Source organism: Cupriavidus sp. 01L415, assembly GCF_056400065.1.
This window is the reverse complement of sequence record NZ_JBFTSP010000002.1, coordinates 484864-500975: the sequence shown is the minus strand read 5'-3', so window position 1 is coordinate 500975 and position 16112 is coordinate 484864. Positions and strand designations below refer to the sequence as shown.

Genomic DNA, 16112 nt, shown 5'->3' with positions numbered 1-16112 from the left:
GGATCAGCCGTGGGGAGCGTACATCGCCATGAGCTGTTCGTCGCTGTAGCCCCACTGCCTGGCATCCTCGAACGCCACCACCGTGTCCTCGCTGTGCGACAAGTCGATGAGCTGCGGCGGCAGCGCGGTGGACGCGGCGACCGAGTAGAACGTCATCACGCGCGGGCGCAGCGGCTCGTCGTCGTTTTGGCCACAGACCACGGCCAGCCGGTTGGAGCGCAGCCGCAGCACGGTGCCGAGCGGATAGATCCCGACGGTGCGTGTGAAAGCCTTGAAGACGCGGCGATCGAAGAGCGTATCCACGCGTACGGCGATGTACTCCACCGCCCGCGCCGGGGACCACGCCTGATGATTGGGCCGTGGCGACGTCAGCGAATCGTAGGTATCGCAGATGGCCGCGATTTTGGCGTGCACGCTGATCTCGTGCTCGACCAGCCCGAACGGGTAGCCGCGTCCGTCCACGCGCTCGTGATGGTGCACGCAGACATCCAGCGGTATGTTCGTATAGAGCCGTGCCTCGTTCAGGATGCGATAGCCGGCGGACGGGTGGCGGCGCATCTGTTCTTCCTCGGCCGGCGAGAGGTCGCTGGCCTTCAGCAGGATCGAATCGGGCAGCGTCAGCTTGCCGATATCATGCACCAGCCCGGCCAGCCCCAGTTCGCGGACTTCGCCATCGGGCAGCTTCAACGTGCGGCCCACCGCGATCATCAGCGCGCAGACGGAAAACGAATGGAGATAGGTGTAGTCATCCTTCTCCTTGAGCCGGGCCATCGCCAGCAGCGCCTGCGAATGGCGCGACAGCGACGTGGACGCGGAATCGACCAGCAACAGCGCGCCGTTGGTCTCCAGCGCCCGACCCATCCGTACGTCGCCAAACATGTTGCCGATCAGGGACCTGCCGGTCTTGATCAGCTCGCGCGCGCGCTCAAGTTCGTCCTCGAAATTCGACTCCAGCTCCTCCTCGGTTTCGATTTCGTCTTCCATCGCGTCCGGCGTCGCCGGCGTCGGCAGATTCCGCCCCTTGAGGATGTCGATCCAGACGTCCTGGACATTGGCCGCCTGGATCTGCTCGACCTGCTCGTCGCTGGTCACGAGGAAGCGCGAACGCCAGAACGGGTGGTTCATCCAGGGTCCGCCAAGCCTGGCCACGAACATGCCCACCTGCAGCTGCTCCGCTTTGATTCTTCTCAGCATGCTTGCCCCTATCAATTGGGCGCGAATTTGCTTCGCCGCCCCGGATATTTCAGGGCTCTTCAGGCCCCTTGTCGTGGAGCCCGGCATCGTTGACCGTGACTCCCGCTATTGTTCTTGCGACCCCATTTCGCCCGCGTTAACGGCAGTCGCGGCCAATTCTTTAGCGGAATCCGCGCGATCCGCCCGGCGGGCCGCCCAAACCAGCAGCCAGACGCCCAGCACCATCGCGTATACCATCAGGCCGACCCCCGCCATGCGCTGGTCATCGATCAGGTAGCTCGCGCACAGGCGCGATTCCGCATCGAGGAAGAGCATACCGAAGGTCAGCCCCATCCAGACCACGTTGCCTCCGAAGAACAACACTATTGGCCAGGCGCTGACCCGCAGCGCCACGCCGGTTGACAAGCCGGCCAACAGCACGGTGATGTATTTGGCGACATTGATCCACGGTGAAATCCGCGACAGGTCGAGCGCGATCGGCAGCATCCAGGCGCCATAGGCCACGGTAGCCACCACCAGCAGCGTCAGCGCGTAGGGGCGTGAGGCTCGGGCCAGCCGCCCTCGTCCACGCAGGGGCAGGAGCCGCGGCGAGAGGCAACCGGCAGCAAAGACCCACGGCAGCAGCACCAGCATCTGGCGCGCCATCGAGACTTCGAGCCATTCGCGCAACGGCGCGACAAGCGCGACCACCGCCAGCATGGCCAGCACCGCCAGTGCGGCCAGCCTACCGATGGTCGGGACGGTCGGTCGCGACGCGGCGGTCCGGCGCGTGAACGGGCGGGCCGCACTCATCTGGTGGCTCCGGTTGCTGCGGTGGCGCCGGGTGCTGCGATTGATGCGGTTGTTGCAGAGGTGGCACCGGTTACTGTGGTTGTCACAGTTGCTGCCGTTGCGCCGGTGCCTGCGCGCTTGCGGGCGAATGCGTAGGCCGCGCGGAAGTCTGCCAGCGGATAGACCGCGAGCACGTGGCCGCTGGCGTCCACCACATGCAGGCCGCCGTTGTGCTCGAAGCCGCCCAGGCCGTCCGGAATGGCGATGATGTCCGCGTCGCGCAGCAGCGTCTGCATGGACGTCATCGAGACCGCGCCGACCACCTGCCAGTCCGGCAGGCGGGCCTGATGCTCACGCGCGTAGCCGGCCAGGTCGGCGGTCACGTCGCGGGGGTCGAACGACATCGATAGCAGCCCGATCCGCCCGGCCATGCCGTCTGCGCCGATCTGGTGCGCCAGTTGCGTGAACTCGGCGCCCAGCGCGCGGCACACGGTCAGGCAGCGTGTGTAGATGAAATCGACGATGTAGATCGCGGGCGCGCTCCCCGGATCGGCGAACAACCGCAGCGGCTCGCCATGCTGGTTGCGCACGTCGATGGCCGGCAGTTGCAGCCCACCGGCGGCGATGCGTACCTCGCGGCGTTGGTCGAGCGTCCAGGATGTGAGGCCGTATGTCAGCTGCCAGATCGCCGCGCCGCCAAGCGCCAGCGCAAGCAACAAGGCCACCACCGGCCAGGGCCCGTGACGAGCGCGCCGGCCGGTATGTCGTGCCGTCAGCCCCTGGCTAGCCACCCGGGCTGCCGAGCGCCGCGTCGCCATCGAATGGCGCCTTCATCGCGGCAGTCTCGGCCCGTGCCGCGGCAACGGTTTCGGCCGTCACGGCGGGCGCAGTGTTTCCCCACTGGCTGCGAACGTGGGTCAGCACCGCGGCGATCTCGGCATCGCTCAACTGGTCAGCGAAGGCCGGCATGGCGCCGTTGTAGGCCGTGCCCTTCACGGTCAGCTTGCCGGTGACGCCGCGCAAGACGATGCTTGCCAGCTTCGCATCCTTGCCAGTGACCCATTCCGACCCGGCCAACGGCGGAAACACCCCCGGCAAACCCTGCCCCGTGGCCTGGTGGCATGCCACGCAACGCCCCTGGAATACGGCAGCCCCGTCCACGGCGCCACCGGCCGCCTGGGGCTTGCCTCGCAGGTCCGCCATGGTGCGCCGATCACCCAGCGCCGATGGCTCGTTGATTGGCGCGCTGACGATATACCAGGCGCCCCAGGCCACCAGCGCCACGACCAGGGCCAGCACAACCTTTGGCATGGGCGTCCGGTTTTCGTGCGGGTCCGGATTTTCGCGCGCCCGCGCGGCGGCGGCCTGGCGTTTTTCCGATGGATTTTCCATCTCTGTTCTCTCCGGATGCGCTTATTTGGTGGTCGTGGTGCCTTCCGGCGCCGGCAGCACGGCGCCGGTGCGGTTCAGCGACTGCAGGTAGGCCACCAGGTCCAGCGCGGCCGCCGTGGGGACCACCACCTTGCCCGGCGGCGCGTAGCCGGGCGGCAGCGCCACGGCCTTTTCGCCCGGGTCTGGCGCATCCTTGACGTCGAACAGGTACGGGTAGCTTGGCATGATGCTGGCGCTGACGTAGGCGCGCGGCTGGTACAAGTGACCCAGATGCCAGTCTGCGCTTGGCTGGCGCACGCCGATATTCATCAGGTCCGGTCCCGTGCGCATGGTGCCCAGCAGGTGCGGATTGTCGTAGTAGTAGTCGCCGGCCACGGCCACCCGGCCCCAGCCGCGCTTGTCGTCCGGTGCGAACGCGCTGTCACGGGGTTGTTGCGAGTGGCAGTAGATGCAGCCGTTGGCGATATAGACCTCACGCCCGCGCAACTGCGCGGCCGTGTAGGGCTTGACGCCCTCGGTGGGCTTGACGTCCTTCAGTTGCAGGTACGGAATCACGACCAGGGCGCTGGTGGCCAGCGCCAGCATGGTCATGCCCCCGGCCAGCAGGGCGCTTTCATTGTTCACGGTTCAGACTCCCTGCACGCGCTTGCGGCCCTGGTGGAACAACGCCGGACGATCGCGGTTGGGGCCCAGCCCGAAGATCGCGCAGACAAAGTTGGCAACAAAAAAGAGATGGCTCGTCAGCATCATCAGCCCGCCGAGCGAACGGGCCTTCAGGTACGGGATGGTGACCGTCACCGAATCCATGAACGGCTTTGCCGCATCGAGCATGTCCAGGCCTTGCAGCCAGCCGCCGATGCTCAGACCGATGAAGTACACGCCGATGCCGCCCGCCGCCAGCCAGAAGTGGAAATAGATCATCCAGCGGTACGGCCATTCGCGGCCCGTCACGCGCGGGACGATGAAATAGATGGCGCCAAAGAACGCAAAGCTGACGAACGCGTAGAGGCCCAGGTGCGCGTGCGCTACCGTGTAGTGGGTGAAGTGGGTGACGCGGTTGACGGCGCGCAATGCCTCGAACGAGCCCTGGATCGAGCTCAGCGTGTACATCATCCCGCCGAACGTGACAAAGCGCAGTGTGGGCGAATCGATCAGGCGGCGGAAGTTGCCGCGCAGCGTCTGGTGCTGATTGATCGAGAACGCGATCACCGGGATCAGCATCATCATGCTCTGCACGATCGACAGCGTAATCAGCCAGCCCGGCACCGGCCCACCCACCAGGTGGTGTCCTCCGACCTGGCCGTAGAAGAACGCCAGCGCCCAGAATCCCAGCAGCGACAGCCCGTATGACCTGACCGGCTGACCGATGACCTTGGGCAGGAAGTAGTAGATCGATGCCAGCGCCAGCGGCGTATAGAACAGCCCCAGCACGTTATGGCCAAACCACCAGTTCATGGTGGCCTGCTCCACGCCGAAGTGCAGCCCCGGGAAATTGGCCACCAGGAACAGCACCGGGAACCAGAACAGCGCGCAACCCATGTACCAGACCGACACGTACAGGTGATCCACATTGCGGTTGACCAGCGTCAGCACCAGCGGCACGCCGACGAAGGCACCGCCGACGACGAACAGGATGTCCACCTGCCAGGGAATCTCCAGCCATTCCATGCCATCGGAGATACCGGCCGCGATGCTGCCGATGCCCGCGATCAGGCCGGCATTCCACAGCGCGGCGCCCAGCACGGCCCAGCGCGCGCCCACCAGCGGTGTCTTGAGCAGGCGTGGCAACAGGAACAGCGCGATGCCCAGCCCTGCCATCGGCGCCCAGCCGTAGGCCACCGCGTTCAGATGCATGGTGCGGATGCGGCCGAACGACAGCCACGGCACGGAAGCCAGCAAGTCCGGCTCATGCAGCTTGACGGAGGCAGTGAGCCCGGCCAGCGACGCCACCACCAGCCACACCATCGCGCAGCAGATGAACAGGAACACCACGGGCGACGACGACTCGTCAGCCGCATCGCGGGACGGGTCATCGATCCCCTGGTCGCCGTGACGGGACGCCGGGTCCTCCGGGTGCCCCGCCTCCCCATCGCCAAAGATGACGCGCGCGGCGGCGGGCGAGGTATCGAACAGGCCGCGCTGCATGCTCCAGATAAACGCCGCGAGCGCGACCACGGATAGCAGGAAGGCCGACAGCAGAATGGCAACGGTATTCATGGCTGGGTTGGAGACATGGGGCGGACGGACATGGGGCGGACGGACATGGCGCGGGGCGCGGGGGCGAGATCGGAACGGGGGCTCAGGACAAGGGCGGAAAGCAGCGTCGGCTTCCCACAGTGCGCAGATTACGCATCGGGTGGAATGTGGCACATAGCCACTTTCCCGGTTTTTTGGGTAGCCACCATACGAGCGTTTGGAACCTTGTCGCCGCTGCCAATAACAACCCTGCCGCCGGTGCAAAACGTCCCTGCTCGACGCAGGCCTATAAGTTGCAAATAAAATGCAACTTTAATAGAATCGGTGCACCGCCCGGGCAACCATCAACGACAACGACTCGCGCACAACGCGATCCCAACCCGCGATCACAACAAGGATCTCAGCCCATGACCGCCCTCATCGACACCATGCTTGCCGAACATAAACAGATCTTCGCCATGCTCGACGCGCTGCATGTCCAGGGCATCGGCACGGAGGCCGGCCGCAAGACGCTGGGCCAGCTCCGCCAACTGGTTCTTGCGCACCTGGCGCGCGAAGACCACAAACTCTATCCGCCGATGCACCGCCACGACGCCACCCGCAAGCTTGCCGAAGACTACGAGGCCGAGATGCATGTGATATCGCGCGAGGTGCTGGATTTCTTCGACCACTATCGCCATGGCGGCGACAAGCTGGAATTCGCCCGCGCGCTGGGCCGGACCATCGCCCGGCTGCGCGCCCGCATGACGCGCGAGGAGATCCGCCTCTACCCCGCTTTTCGTTCGCACTGCGACACCCCCGTTTCTGCCTGAGCCGCGCCCCGTGGCGTGATGCCCGCCTTGTCATCCCCCCGGGCGATGACGGGGCTGGCATAACGTCCTGCTATATCTCGCCGCAATACGCGATATGTCGCGGCAACATGTCGCGGGAGCCGAACTGGCGTACATGGCCACTGGTTCGTAGAATCAAGCAGCCCGAGCCAGAATCGGGTGGCCAGTCGCGCAGCGCCGGGTAGACCGCTCACCAGACGTCCCCATCACCATGAACGTGCATTTGACCATTCACGGCCGCCAGGGTCTGGCCGGCCAGATTTATCGCCAGCTGCGTGCCGGCGTTGTCGACGGGCGGCTGGCGCCGGGAGAGCGCCTGCCCTCCACGCGCGAACTGGCCACCCAGCTTGGCGTGTCCCGCAAGACCACCCTTGATGTGTTCGAGCGCCTGATCGCCGAAGGCTATCTGCGATCGCGCACCGGCGACGGGACCTTCGTGGCCGAGGAAATGACCCGGCTGGCCCCCGCCCCACCGCGCGCCGCGGCATTGCAGCGCGCGGACTCCCTGTGGGACAACCTGCCCGACGTGCTGCCGATGATGCGCACCGACTCGCCGCCTGACTACGACTTCCTCGGCGGCGTGACGGACAAGAGCCAGTTTCCGTTCGACCAGTGGCGCCGTTGTGTCAGCCATGCGCTGCGCGTGCAGGCGCGCGGCCGTGGCGCGTACCGGGACCCGGCCGGCGAGCAGGAATTGCGGCTGGCGGTATCGCGCTACCTGGCCTTCAGCCGTGCCGTGGTCAGCAACTGGCAGGACGTGATCATGACCCAGGGTGCCCAGCAGGCCCTGGACCTGCTGGCGCGCGTCACCCTGCGCCCCGGCGACGTGGTGGCCGTGGAAGACCCGGGCTATCCGCCCGCACGCACGATCTTCGCGGCGCTTGGCGCAAAAGTCGTCCACGTGCCGGTGGACGCCGACGGCATCGTGGTCGACTCGCTGCCAGCCGACGCACGCCTCATCTACGTCACGCCATCGCACCAGTTCCCGCTGGGCATGCCGATGAGCCTGGAGCGCCGGCTGGCGCTGCTCGACTGGGCCCAGCGGCACGGCGCCCTGGTGATCGAGGACGACTACGACGGCGAGTTCCGCTTCGAGGGCCGGCCCATGGAGTCGCTCAAGAGCCTGGACAACGCGGGCGTTGTGGCCTATGTGGGCACGTTCTCCAAGACGATCTTCCCGGAGTTGCGCGTGGGCTATGTGATTCCACCCGCGCCGCTGGCCGCGGGGATCCGCAAGGCCAAGCAGGTGGGCGACTGGCACAGCTGCACCATGACGCAGACCGCGCTGGCCAAATTCATGCTCGATGGCTACTTCGCCAAGCACCTGCGCCGCATGCACAAGGAATACGCGGCCCGCCGCGCCGTGCTGTTGCGCTACCTGGAGAATGAGCTCTCGCCGTGGCTGACCGCGCTGCCTTCCGCGGCCGGCATCCACCTCGTCGCCGAAGTCAAGGCGCACGGCGACGCTGCACACGATGAAGCCACGCTTATCGCGCAGGCCGGTGCCGCATCAATCGGGCTCTACGGCATTACGGGCATGTACGCCGGCAGCCGCCCACGGCCAGGCATCCTGCTCGGCTACGGCGGGATTGGCGTCGCGGATATCGAAGCGGCCATGACCCGCCTGAGCGTGGTGCTCGACGGCAAGCAGGCAAAGAACTGACAGCGCTGCAGTGGAAGGCGAGGCAATCCGGAGGCCAGGAAATCGGGCTCCAGATCGGACCGCAGATTGGGCGGTCGGCGAGATTTGTTGCGGCGCCACGTCATCGCCGCTTTCTGTTGGATAGGCCGCATACGACACCACCCCACCGCATCAAAACTTGAGGATATTCGTAATCTGCCGTTAATCGTTGTCGGCCTCCGCTATTGCGTCCTGATTGCCTGATGCATACCCATTACGACAACCTCAAGGTTTCCCGCGACGCGCCCCCGGAAGTCATCCGGGCCGCATACAAATCGCTTAGCCAGAAATATCACCCTGACCGGCATGCGGACGGGGAGGAAGCCAATCGCATCATGCGGCTGCTGAACGTGGCCTATGACGTGCTGAGCGACCCGGCTCGCCGTGCCGAACACGACCAGTGGATCTCCACCCAGGAAAAGATCGAGGCCGAGCAGCGGCGGCGGCGCGCCCAGGCGGCCCGGCCAGATTTCGGATCGCATCCCGGGCCGCATCCGGCGCGTGCCGGTGCGACCGGCCAGGCGCGGCCCCAAGGCGCCGCGCCCAGGCAGCCCCAGCCTTCGCCACAACCCGAGACCGCCAGGCCATCCCGCAAGGAAAAGGCCAGGAGCAAGTCGGCATCCAGACGGGCGGCGGCGGGCAAACCCGGTGCGCCACTGCCCAGGTCGTGGTCCTTCCTGCTCTATGCGGGGATTGGCGCGGCCATCGTGGTGTTGCTGGGTGAGTGGTCTCCCCCGGGCGAATCCGCGACCGAGCGGCGTTCTCCCCAGATCGTCAGGCCCGTGCAGGCGGCGCCCGTCGCCAGGTCGTCCGCATCGTCCACGTCTTTGCAGGAAGCGAAGTACGTACGCCCCGGCACAACGCCGCGCGGGCTGCCCTGGCCGGCCCGGTCGGGCTATCTGGTGGGCTACCCGGTGCTCAATTCGGATGGGCTGTCGTCGCTGACGGTCGACAATACGCGTAGCGAGTCAGACGTCTTCCTGAAGCTGGTGGCGATCGATGGTGGCACGCCGGTTCCCGTGCGCACCAGTTTCGTACGCAGCGGGTCGTCGTTCACGATGGAGAACATTGCGCCGGGCAGCTATGACGTCCGCTACCGGAGCCTGGACACAGGCGAGATTTTCCGGTCGGAGCGCTTCCATATTGAAGAAATCAACGAAACCGACGGCACGAGCTTCGCCAACAACATCCTGACGCTCTACAGCGTGCCGGGCAAATCGCGTAGCGTCACGATCCCCGAGCGCGAATTTCCGTAGGCGGCGCAGGTCCCCTTATATCTGGCGTCATTACGCGGCCTGGCCGGAGCGCCAAAAGAAAAAGTCCGGTACGACAGGCTCGTCGTCCGGACTTCGCCGTTTCAGTACGGCTTCGGCTGCGTCTGGCCGTTGGGCGCCTTGGGGGGCTCCGGTCTGGGTGCCGGCGGAGGGACCGCGCCGTAGAGTTTTTGCCAGCGGGACTTCAGCCCATCGGCAATTTCCTTCTGGTTGTATTGGTCGGCAAAGTCGATCACCGTCATGCCCTGCTGGTTCTTGAGGCGCAGGTCGGCGCCCTCGTCCAGCAACAGCTTCACGGTCTCGATATGCCCGCCGCGCGCGGCCATCATCAGCGGCGTGGTCCCATTTGGACTTTCCGCGTCGATGTAGGCCGCGTGGTCCACCAGATACTTCACGACGTCGTTGTGGCCGTTGGTAGCGGCATAGTGCAACGGCGCCCAGCCCTTCTTGTTGATTTCGGCTTCCATGCCGTCGACCATCAGCTTGACCATATCCAGTTCCCCCTGGAGGCTGGCCATCATCAGCGCGTTCTCGCCGGCCGGATTGGTCTTGTCGAAGTCGATGTTCTTCGCCTTGATCAGCGCCGTGGCAGCCTTGAGCGATTTCTCGCGCAGCGCCACCACCAGCATCGGATTGCCACGGTTGTCGACGATGTTCGGGTCCACGCCACGCGCCAGCAGCTTCTGCACGGTGTTCCCGTCGTCGAATTCCACCGCCTTGCGCATGTCGTCGGCCGGCGCGGCCCACGCCAGCGACGCGGCACCCAGCAAGGTGACCGCGGCCGCCCCGCGGATCTTCTTCATATCAAACATTAGCATTCCGATCTATATGCTTGAACAGGCGGAAGAAATTGTCCGTCGTCCGTTCGGCGATTTCTGCTACGGACACGCCGCGCAGATTGGCGATGAACTCGCCCACATGGCGCACCCACGCCGGCTCGTTGGTCTTGCCGCGATACGGCACCGGGGCCAGGTACGGCGAGTCCGTCTCGATCAGCATGCGGTCAAGCGGCACCTTCCTCGCCGTTTCCTGCAGGTCCGCCGCGCTCTTGAACGTGACGATGCCGGAGAACGAGATATGGAACCCCTCGTCCAGCGCCTGCCTGGCAACATCCCAGGTTTCCGTGAAGCAGTGCATCACGCCGCCCGCCTCGCGGGCGTTTTCCTCACGCATCAGCCGCAGCGTATCGTCCGCCGAGGACCGCGTATGGATGATCAGCGGCTTGCCGGTCTGCTTTGCGGCGCGGATATGGGTGCGAAACCTTTCGCGTTGCCATTCCATGTCGTCGATGCTGCGGCCGTTGAGCCGGTAGTAGTCCAGCCCCGTCTCGCCGGTCCCCACCACGCGCGGATGGGCGGACAGGGCCAGCAGGCGTTCCAGCGTCGGCTCTTCGCCTTCCTCGTAATCGGGATGCACGCCGACGGACGCGTACAGGTTCGGATGCTGTTCGGCCAGCGCCAGCACGCGCGGAAAATCTTCCAGCGTGACGGAAATGCAGAGCGCATGGGAGACCTGGTTGGTCTTCATGTTCTCCAGCAACTGGGGCAGGCGCTCGGCCAGTTCGGGAAAATCGATGTGGCAGTGGGAATCGACAAACATATGAAATCTCGGAAAACGGCGACGTCACAGCGGCGCCGTCAGTCCAGCCGGCGGCCGAGGATGACCAGGTCTCGCTCCACCCCGTCCAGCACGGCCACGCGGGGCAGATCGCCCCAACGCGTGAAGCCATGCTTCTCGAACAGCGCCAGACTGGGGCCGTTGTGGCCAAAGATGAAGCCTAGCAGTGTATTGACGCCGACCTTGGGGGCATGAGCGATGGCCTGCTCCAGCAGGTAGCGGCCCAGACCTTGTCCACGGCGTTCCTCGTGCAGATAGATCGACACCTCCGCCGTGGCGCCATAGGCAGGACGGCCATAGAAATCCGAGAAGCTGACCCAGCCCGCCATGCGGCCATCGGCATCCTCGCAAACCCAGAGCGGACGTCGCTCGGGCTGGTGTGCATCGAACCACGTCTGGCGGGATGCCACGGAGACGGGCTCCGTGTCGGCGGTCACCATGCGCGACGCCACGGTGCTGTTGTAGATCTCGACGATGCCGGGCAGGTCGCGACGCTCGGCGATGCGCAGGGTAAAGCCAGAAATGCTCATATCTAACAACCACTTGCGAACCGAAGTTCGCGTATTTTATAACGTCTGAGTAGGCCGGCCGGATTCGATGGCCTTGCCCAGGATTTCTTCCACGGCCCGTTTCAGGCTGCGGCCATTATCGTCGTCCGGCAGATGCACGCCCACACCGGGGGTCTTCATCGGGGTGCCGGCTGGGGTGATCCATGCCACGGTGCCCTGCACCTGATACTTCTGCGGCCGGTCCAGCAGCGACAGTACCAGGAACACCTGCTCGCCCAGCCGGAACGGGCGATTGGACGGCACGAAGATGCCTCCGCGCGACAGGAACGGCATGTAGGCCGCGTAGAGCCCCGCCTGGTCCTTGATCGACAACGACAACACGTTCGGACGCTGTGCCGCGCCGCCCGTGGCCTGCCCGCCAGGTACGCCGGTATTGGCGCCGGCTGGATTGGGATTGGCTGGTGCGACCGCAGGACGCGGCGGAACCCCCGTGACTGGTGCATTCATGCTCGACCCTAGTTTTGGTTGCCCGCTTTGCGCGGGCTATTGGAAATGATTGCTGCGAACGACTTGTACCACGTGTGCTGCCTGATTCCTACCGGTCAGCGGAACAATTGCCGGTAATCCAGGAATACCGACTCCATAACGAGGCGTGCGGCCAACGGATGGTTCTCGTTGCGGCGATGGCTGACCAGCCGCGCGGCAAAGGCCTGCAGCCGGTGCGCATCGGTGGCGCCCGCGCAACGCCCGAGCGCAGCCATTTCCTTGGGGAAGTAGCGCACGGCACTGCCACCCAGGCACAGCGCCAGCAGATCGTAAGTCCAGCGTTGCAGGATGCCAAGGACGGCCGGCACGGGCAGCTTCTGCAGTTGCTCGGCCGCCGCCAGGGCGTCGAACGCGGCGCCGGCGCCCAACTGGCCAACCAGCCAGCGTTGCAGCGGCTGCTCTTCGGCTTCGGCCGCGTGCAAGGCCGTCAGCGGCGAGCCGCCAGCCAGCGCCAGTTGCGCCTCGGCATCGGCCACGCCCTGGCTGCGCAGCCAGGCCAGCGCATCAACCGGCGTCGGGCGCTCCACGGAAAACTGCCGGCAGCGCGACAGGATCGTCGGCAAGACTCGGTCCAACCGGTCGGTGACCAACAGGAATACCGTCGACGGCGGCGGCTCCTCCAGCGTCTTCAACAGCGCGTTGGCGCCCTCGGTCTGCAAGGCGTCGAGCGGATACACCACCACCATGCGCAGACCAGCCCGGTGCGTGCCCACGCCGACGGCCTCGATCAGCGCGCGCACCTGCTCCATGCGGATGATCTTGCTGGGCGCGCGCTTCTTGCCGCCACCGCCATCGGCATCGCCTTCGACCTCGGCGCCGGCATCCAGCACCTCCGGTCGTACCACCGTGAAGTCGGGGTGGTTGCCCTGGCTGAACCAATGACAGGCGCCGCAGGTATTGCACGGCTGGCCATCAGCCAGCGGCGATTCACACAACAGGCCCTGCGCGAACTGCAGCGCCAGATCGCGCTTGCCGATGCCTTGCTGGCCGTGGAGGAGCAGCGCATGCGGCAGCCGCTCGCGCAGGGCCGTCAGTCGTTGCCAGTCTTCTCGTTGCCAGGGATAAAGCATGCGGGTTCAATGAGTTAGCGATGATGTTTCATGTACTGTCCGAGAACTGCACCCGAACATCATCATGCGGATATAAACGCAAATAATCAGAGACTTGCGAGGATTTCCTCGAGCGTCACCCGAATCTCTTCGATCGACCGTGTGGCGTCGATCACGCGGAACCGCTCCGGGGCTGCCTTGGCCCTGCGCAGGTATTCCGCGCGCGTGCGCTGGAAGAACGCGCGCGATTCGGCCTCGAACTTGTCAGGGGACCGGGCACCGGCCAGCCGCTCGCTGGCGGTTTCCAGCGGCACGTCGAACAGGAGCGTCAGGTCCGGCTGCAGGTCGCCCTGCACCCATTGCTCCAGCGCATCCAGCCGGTCCAGGGACAGGCCACGGCCGCCGCCTTGATAGGCAAACGTGGCATCGGTGAAGCGATCCGAGATCACCCAGTCGCCGCGTACCAGGGCCGGCTCGATGACCTCGGCGATGTGCTCGCGCCGTGCGGCGAACATCAGCAGCGCCTCGGTTTCCAGGTGCATGGGCCGGTGCAGCAGCAACTGGCGCAGGTCCTCGCCCAGCGGGGTGCCGCCGGGCTCGCGGGTGGTGACGACCTGGCCGGTATCGGGCCGTGCGCGCAGGCGCTCGGCGACCCACTCGATGTGGGTGCTCTTGCCCGCGCCGTCGATGCCTTCGAAGGTAATGAATTTTCCGCGCATGAAAGACTTATTTGCCGCGCTGGTACTTGTCGACCGCGCGATTGTGTTCGGGAAGCGAATTGGAGAAATGACTGCTGCCGTCGCCGCGCGCCACGAAATACAGCGCGTCGGACGGCGCCGGCGCGGTTGCCGCGGCCAGCGAGGCCAGCCCCGGCAGCGCGATGGGCGTCGGCGGCAGGCCGGTGCGCGTGTACGTATTGTACGGGGTGTCGGTCAGCAGATCGCGCTTGCGCAGGTTGCCGTCAAAACCCTCGCCGATACCGTAGATCACGGTCGGGTCGGTCTGCAGCATCATGTTCTTGCGCAGGCGGTTGACGAAGACCGCCGCGATCATCGGCCGCTCCACGGCCTGCCCGGTTTCTTTCTCCACGATCGATGCCATCACCAGCGCCTCGTACGGGGTCTTGTACGGCAGGTCGGGCGAACGCGCGCTCCAGGCGTCGTTGAGCCGCTTCTGCATCGCGCGATAGGCGTGGCGATACAGTTCGATGTCGCTGCTGCCACGGGCAAACAGGTAGGTGTCCGGAAAAAACAGGCCCTCGGGCGACGGTTCGCCGGCGCCGATCGCGCGCATCAGGTCCGCATCGGACATGCCCTGGGTGTCATGCTTGAGCGCCGGGCTGGCATCCACGGCAGCCCGCATCTTGCGGAACTCCCAGCCTTCGATCACGGTGACCACGTAGTGCGTGACCTCGCCCCGGGCAATCTTCTCGATGACGTCCAGCGGCGTGACGCCGGTCTCGAACTGGTAGCCCCCGGCCTTGAGATCGGCCCCATGGCCGGTGATCCGGACCAGCAGCTGGAACAGGCGCGGATCCATGGACACACCGCCGCGCTGGATCTGGCGGCCGACGCTGGCCACGCTGGAGTTGGGCTTGATGATGACTTCGACAGGCGACGTCGGCAGGCCGAGCGGTTGGTTGGCCCACCAGGCAAGGCCGCCCGCGGCGGCAATCGCGAAAACCAGCAGGACCCCGACCAGACGCAGGAAGAGACGTTTCATGTAGTGAGTGTGATGGCGCCGCCATGCCCCCAACGGCAGGTCGAGATCGGGGCGGCGGCCGGCCGGAATGGCGACAGCCCCATATAATACCGGGAGCCCCGTGCCGCCACGAGTCCGCGTCTCCACTTTGCGCGATCCGCAACCGACGCCGATACCGGCGTTGCAGCGGCGGCACCCGCCCCCATATGCGCTGTCGAACCGCTTCGATCCCGCCACCGCTGGCTGAACCGAACCCAGTACGGAACCCGGCACCGATCGCGCATTCGAAGCGCCCTATTACCGTACCGCCAACCCTGGCCCGACTGCATGCCTGCCACCGAATTCCCGCCCCTTGCCTCCAGCCTCGAGTCCCTGCACCGCGACGGTATCGTCGCCGCGCCTGCCGGTCTCGGCCTGATCCGGGTTGCCGGCGACGATGCCGCTACCTTCCTCCACACCCAGCTGACCAATGCTGTCGAGGATCTCTCCGCCGATGATGGCGCCCGGCTGGCGGGCTACTGCTCGCCCAAGGGGCGGCTGCAGGCCAGCTTCCTGATGTGGCGCGATGCCGAGGGCATCGTCTTGCAGATCTCGGCCGACATCCAGCCGGCGATCCAGAAACGACTGGCGATGTTCGTGCTGCGCGCCAAGGCGAAGCTGTCGGACCTGTCCGCCACGCATCGCATCCTGGGCGTGGCCGGTGCGGGTGCCGAAGCCGCCCTGGCGGCCACCGGGCTCCCCGCGCCGCAGGGTCCGCTGGCCACGGCCGGCGCCGCCGGCGTGACCGTGATCCGTCTGGCCGATGCGGACGGCGAGCCGCGCTGGCAGCTCGTCGCCCCGGCCGAGCAGGCCGATAGCCTGGAGCAGGCGCTGGCGGGCCGGCTGGCCCCGGCCTCCGCCGGTTTCTGGGACTGGCTGGAAATCCGCTCCGGCGTGCCGCGTATCGCCGCCGCCACGCAGGAACAATTCGTGCCGCAGATGATCAATTTCGAACTGATTGGCGGCGTGAATTTCCGCAAGGGCTGCTACCCGGGCCAGGAAGTGGTGGCGCGCAGCCAGTATCGCGGCACGCTGAAGCGCCGCATGTGGCTGGTCCATGGCGAAGGCGATGTGCCTGCCGCGGCCGCCGAGATCTTCCGCCCGGAAGATCCCGAGCAACCCTGCGGCATGATCGTCAACGCCGCGGCGGCGCCGGAAGGTGGCTGGGATGGCCTGGCCGAACTGAAGATCGATGCCGCCACGGGCGCGCTGCGCCTGGGTGCCGCCGACGGCCCGGCCGTGGCCACGCGTGCGCTGCCGTACGAAGTGCCACTGCCCAACGAGGCGCAGGCCGCCGGCTGACCGACACGGGA

The 16112-nt window shown here is 66.1% G+C and carries 17 protein-coding genes; 4 read left to right on the top strand and 13 right to left on the bottom strand.

Annotation, left to right across the window (positions count from 1 at the left end):
• Positions 1-3: 3 nt before the first annotated feature.
• The 6 genes from AC1DOX_RS07555 to AC1DOX_RS07530 form a co-directional block, all read right to left on the bottom strand.
• Entirely contained in the window at positions 4-1194 is a 1191-nt protein-coding gene (locus AC1DOX_RS07555; RefSeq protein WP_441614349.1) for an HD-GYP domain-containing protein, read from the bottom strand.
• A gap of 105 nt (positions 1195-1299) precedes the next feature.
• Positions 1300-1986 carry a hypothetical protein gene (locus tag AC1DOX_RS07550; RefSeq protein ID WP_441614351.1) on the bottom strand — a complete coding sequence of 229 codons (687 nt, stop codon included), beginning with the start codon at positions 1984-1986 and terminating at the stop codon, positions 1300-1302.
• Positions 1983-2783 carry an SCO family protein gene (locus tag AC1DOX_RS07545; protein WP_441614353.1) on the bottom strand — a complete coding sequence of 267 codons (801 nt, stop codon included), beginning with the start codon at positions 2781-2783 and terminating at the stop codon, positions 1983-1985. The genes AC1DOX_RS07550 and AC1DOX_RS07545 overlap by 4 nt, the downstream gene beginning before the upstream one ends.
• Positions 2749-3357, bottom strand: coding sequence for a c-type cytochrome (locus AC1DOX_RS07540; RefSeq protein WP_441614355.1), 609 nt, complete (start codon positions 3355-3357; stop codon positions 2749-2751). The genes AC1DOX_RS07545 and AC1DOX_RS07540 overlap by 35 nt, the downstream gene beginning before the upstream one ends.
• A gap of 21 nt (positions 3358-3378) precedes the next feature.
• Positions 3379-3981: a cbb3-type cytochrome c oxidase subunit II gene (locus AC1DOX_RS07535; protein WP_441614357.1), complete on the bottom strand. Its 603-nt coding sequence runs from the start codon at positions 3979-3981 to the stop codon at positions 3379-3381.
• Positions 3982-3984: 3 nt separating this feature from the next.
• A complete protein-coding gene (locus AC1DOX_RS07530) occupies positions 3985-5574 on the bottom strand; it encodes a cbb3-type cytochrome c oxidase subunit I (RefSeq protein ID WP_441614359.1) in 1590 nt (529 codons plus the stop codon).
• 386 nt (positions 5575-5960) lie between these two features.
• Between AC1DOX_RS07530 and AC1DOX_RS07525 the strand changes: the two genes are divergently transcribed.
• The 3 genes from AC1DOX_RS07525 to AC1DOX_RS07515 all read left to right on the top strand — a co-directional run bounded on the left by AC1DOX_RS07525 (position 5961) and on the right by AC1DOX_RS07515 (position 9320).
• The gene (locus AC1DOX_RS07525) at positions 5961-6365 is read left to right on the top strand and encodes a hemerythrin domain-containing protein (protein ID WP_441614361.1); all 405 of its coding nucleotides are present in this window, start codon (positions 5961-5963) and stop codon (positions 6363-6365) included.
• Positions 6366-6594: 229 nt separating this feature from the next.
• Positions 6595-8046, top strand: coding sequence for a MocR-like pyridoxine biosynthesis transcription factor PdxR (gene pdxR, locus AC1DOX_RS07520; protein ID WP_441614363.1), 1452 nt, complete (start codon positions 6595-6597; stop codon positions 8044-8046).
• A 221-nt stretch (positions 8047-8267) separates the two neighbouring features.
• On the top strand, positions 8268-9320 hold the full coding sequence (locus AC1DOX_RS07515) for a J domain-containing protein (RefSeq protein ID WP_441614365.1): 1053 nt from the start codon (positions 8268-8270) through the stop codon (positions 9318-9320).
• Between the two features lie 101 nt (positions 9321-9421).
• Here AC1DOX_RS07515 and AC1DOX_RS07510 read toward each other — a convergent pair whose 3' ends face one another.
• The 7 genes from AC1DOX_RS07510 to mltG form a co-directional block, all read right to left on the bottom strand.
• Positions 9422-10150: an ankyrin repeat domain-containing protein gene (locus AC1DOX_RS07510; protein ID WP_441614367.1), complete on the bottom strand. Its 729-nt coding sequence runs from the start codon at positions 10148-10150 to the stop codon at positions 9422-9424.
• Complete coding sequence (locus AC1DOX_RS07505; protein ID WP_441614368.1) at positions 10143-10937, bottom strand: TatD family hydrolase; 795 nt, start codon at positions 10935-10937, stop codon at positions 10143-10145. Before AC1DOX_RS07505 ends, AC1DOX_RS07510 begins: the two co-directional genes overlap by 8 nt.
• 38 nt (positions 10938-10975) lie before the next feature.
• Positions 10976-11485, bottom strand: a complete 510-nt coding sequence (locus tag AC1DOX_RS07500; protein ID WP_441614369.1) for a GNAT family N-acetyltransferase — start codon at positions 11483-11485, stop codon at positions 10976-10978.
• Between the two features lie 36 nt (positions 11486-11521).
• Entirely contained in the window at positions 11522-11971 is a 450-nt protein-coding gene (locus AC1DOX_RS07495; RefSeq protein ID WP_092133747.1) for a PilZ domain-containing protein, read from the bottom strand.
• A gap of 95 nt (positions 11972-12066) precedes the next feature.
• Positions 12067-13080, bottom strand: coding sequence for a DNA polymerase III subunit delta' (locus AC1DOX_RS07490; RefSeq protein ID WP_441614371.1), 1014 nt, complete (start codon positions 13078-13080; stop codon positions 12067-12069).
• 86 nt (positions 13081-13166) lie between these two features.
• Entirely contained in the window at positions 13167-13778 is a 612-nt protein-coding gene (tmk, locus tag AC1DOX_RS07485; protein WP_441614373.1) for a dTMP kinase, read from the bottom strand.
• A gap of 7 nt (positions 13779-13785) precedes the next feature.
• Positions 13786-14781, bottom strand: a complete 996-nt coding sequence (mltG, locus tag AC1DOX_RS07480; RefSeq protein ID WP_441614375.1) for an endolytic transglycosylase MltG — start codon at positions 14779-14781, stop codon at positions 13786-13788.
• A 306-nt stretch (positions 14782-15087) separates the two neighbouring features.
• Here mltG and ygfZ point away from each other — a divergent pair, with 306 nt between their 5' ends.
• A complete protein-coding gene (gene ygfZ / locus AC1DOX_RS07475; RefSeq protein ID WP_441614377.1) occupies positions 15088-16101 on the top strand; it encodes a CAF17-like 4Fe-4S cluster assembly/insertion protein YgfZ in 1014 nt (337 codons plus the stop codon).
• Positions 16102-16112 lie beyond the last annotated feature (11 nt).